Here is a 2,353-nt window from a genome sequence, read left to right as displayed (position 1 = left end):
CAAGACAACGTCCCCTACGACCCCACCAAACACCGAGCACTCCAACGATTCATCACGACCCAAGACGCGGTGGCTTGACATAGGGCTTCTCATCCGGTGACGGTCGCCGTCCTGACCATCCTGGCGGTCGTCGAACTGGTCGCCGACCTGCGGCCCGGCGCACCCAGCCGCACCGCCTCGGTGTCGTTCGGTGCCCGGATCGTCCTGGGCGCGTTTGCGGGTGCGGTCATCGGCACGGCGTGGGGTTACACCTGGAGCGCGCTCGGTGCCGGCATCATCGGAGCGGTGCTGGGCACGCTGGGCGGCTATGAGGCACGCAAGCGCCTGGCTGCTGCCAACGACGACCACGACCTGCCGGTCGCGCTGCTCGAAGATGCCGTCGCGCTGCTGGGCGGATTCGGGATCGCCGCACTGGCGGCCATTATCTGAGACGTCGCTGTACCAACAGGGTCTGCGCCGAGGTTCCGCGGCGTCGGCTGTGCCGAGTCGACGGGGCTCACAGCCGGTCATGCCGCCGGGTCGACTGGCCAGCCGGGGTAAGGCGGGGGAGTGCCGCCGAACGCCGGGCAGTGCGCGCGGTGGGCGCACCAGTCACACAGCCGCGACGGCTGGGGCCGAAAATCACCCGTCGTGCCAGCGGATCGGATCGCCCGCCAGATCGCCGTCAGCGTCTTTTCGAAACGCAGCAGCTCGGCATGGTCGGGGGAGTAGTCCAACAGCTGGCCGTCGGCCAGGTAGATCAACCGCAGCCGGGTCGGCAGCACTCCGCGGGACCGCAGCAGCACCAGCGCGTAGAACTTCATCTGAAACAGGGCCCGGAGCTCACCGGATGCCTGCGCGGTCGGCGGCGCCTTGCCGGTTTTGTAATCGACTACCCGCAGTTCTCCGCCTGCGCCGACGTCTATCCGGTCGACGAATCCCCGCAGCCGGGTGCCGTCGGCCAGTTCCACCTCCACTCGCTGCTCGCAGCTCTCGGGGGAGAACCTGCGCGGATCCTCCAGCCGGTAGTAGCCCGACAGCAGTGCTCGCGCTTCGGCCAGCAGTTGGTCGCGCTGCCCGGAATCCAGCTCGACACCCAGGTCGGGTTCGCCGGCGATCAGCTCGTCCCAGGCCGGGGCGACCAGATCCTGGGCTTTGTCCGGGCTTCGTTGCGGCGCCGGCAGCGCATAGAGCCGCTGCAGCGCCGCATGCACCACCGAGCCACGCAGTTGCGCGACCGACGGCTGTTCCGGCAGGCGGTCGATAGCCCGGAAACGGTACAGCAGCGGGCATTGTTTGAAATCCGCCGCCCGCGACGGCGACAACGCCATGCCGCTGGAGACCGGTGCTGCCGACGCGTCGCTCATACCCGGCAGCCTACGAGTGGGGCCCGACAACCCCGCGCACGTTTCCGGCGTGTCTGCTGGCAGGCTAGACGGCTGTGTCCGGGTTCGGCCCGTTCGCCTTGGGCGATCGTGTTCAACTCACCGATCGAAAAGGTCGGCGTTACACGATGCTGCTTGTCGCCGGGGCGGAGTTTCACACCCATCGCGGTGCGATCAGCCACGATGCGGTGATCGGACTCGCGGAGGGCAGCGTGGTCAGATCCACTGGCGGTGACCCGTTCTTGGTGCTGCGTCCGCTGCTGGTCGACTACGTGATGTCGATGCCGCGCGGGGCGCAGGTCATCTACCCCAAAGACGCCGCCCAGATCGTCCACGAGGGCGACATCTTCCCCGGCGCCCGGGTGCTGGAGGCCGGCGCCGGCTCGGGGGCTCTGACCTGTTCGCTGCTGCGCGCGGTGGGGCCGGACGGGCGAGTGATCTCCTACGAGGTTCGCCCCGACCACGCCGAGCACGCCCGCCGCAACGTGGAGACCTTCGTCGGCCGCCCGCCGGAGAACTGGCAGCTGATCGTCGGTGACATCGCAGACGCCGACCCGGGCGCCGGACAGGTCGACCGGGCGGTGCTGGACATGCTGGCGCCGTGGGAGGTGCTTGACGCCGTCTCGCGACTGTTGGTCGCCGGCGGTGTGCTGGTGGTCTATGTCGCCACCACCACCCAGTTGTCGCGAATTGTCGAAGCGCTGCGCGAGCAGCGGTGCTGGACCGAACCGCGGGCGTGGGAGACGCTGCAGCGCGGTTGGCACGTCGTCGGGCTCGCGGTGCGCCCGCAGCACACCATGCGCGGCCACACTGCATTTCTGGTTTCGGCGCGCCGGCTTGCGCCCGGCACCCGCGGCGAGCATGCATAAAATCGCACATCCGCAAAATCGTCTCTGACTTTCCGCACTTCTCGGTCGCGTTTTAGCTCCCCCATCCTTCGGCCTGTTTGAGGGCTTGGACGGTGAGGACTTCGAGTTCGGTGGCCAGAT

Annotated in this window: 2 protein-coding genes and 1 pseudogene; 2 read left to right on the top strand and 1 reads right to left on the bottom strand. The window is 68.4% G+C overall.

The window, feature by feature from the left end; translation table 11 throughout:
* Positions 1–96 precede the first annotated feature (96 nt).
* Positions 97–429, top strand: a pseudogene (locus AC2VOP_RS05680) (glycine zipper 2TM domain-containing protein); the annotation flags it as partial.
* A 77-nt stretch (positions 430–506) separates the two neighbouring features.
* On the opposite strand, the gene AC2VOP_RS05675 reads toward AC2VOP_RS05680, so the two are convergent.
* Complete coding sequence (locus AC2VOP_RS05675; RefSeq protein WP_486960045.1) at positions 507–1,346, bottom strand: RecB family exonuclease; 840 nt, start codon at positions 1,344–1,346, stop codon at positions 507–509.
* 74 nt (positions 1,347–1,420) lie between these two features.
* On the opposite strand from AC2VOP_RS05675, the gene trmI reads away from it, so the two are divergent.
* Positions 1,421–2,233: a tRNA (adenine(58)-N(1))-methyltransferase TrmI gene (trmI, locus tag AC2VOP_RS05670; protein WP_486960044.1), complete on the top strand. Its 813-nt coding sequence runs from the start codon at positions 1,421–1,423 to the stop codon at positions 2,231–2,233.
* Positions 2,234–2,353: the final 120 nt, after the last annotated feature.

The organism is Mycobacterium sp. TH-M106 (genome assembly GCF_057473765.1).
Note: the sequence above shows the minus strand (reverse complement) of the source record. Positions and strands in the feature narration are given on the sequence as shown.

Bases quoted from the DNA above. Each gene is read 5' to 3' on its own strand.
- AC2VOP_RS05675 (WP_486960045.1), bottom strand. From the start codon at position 1,346: ATGAGCGACGCGTCGGCAGCACCGGTCTCCAGCGGCATGGCGTTGTCG.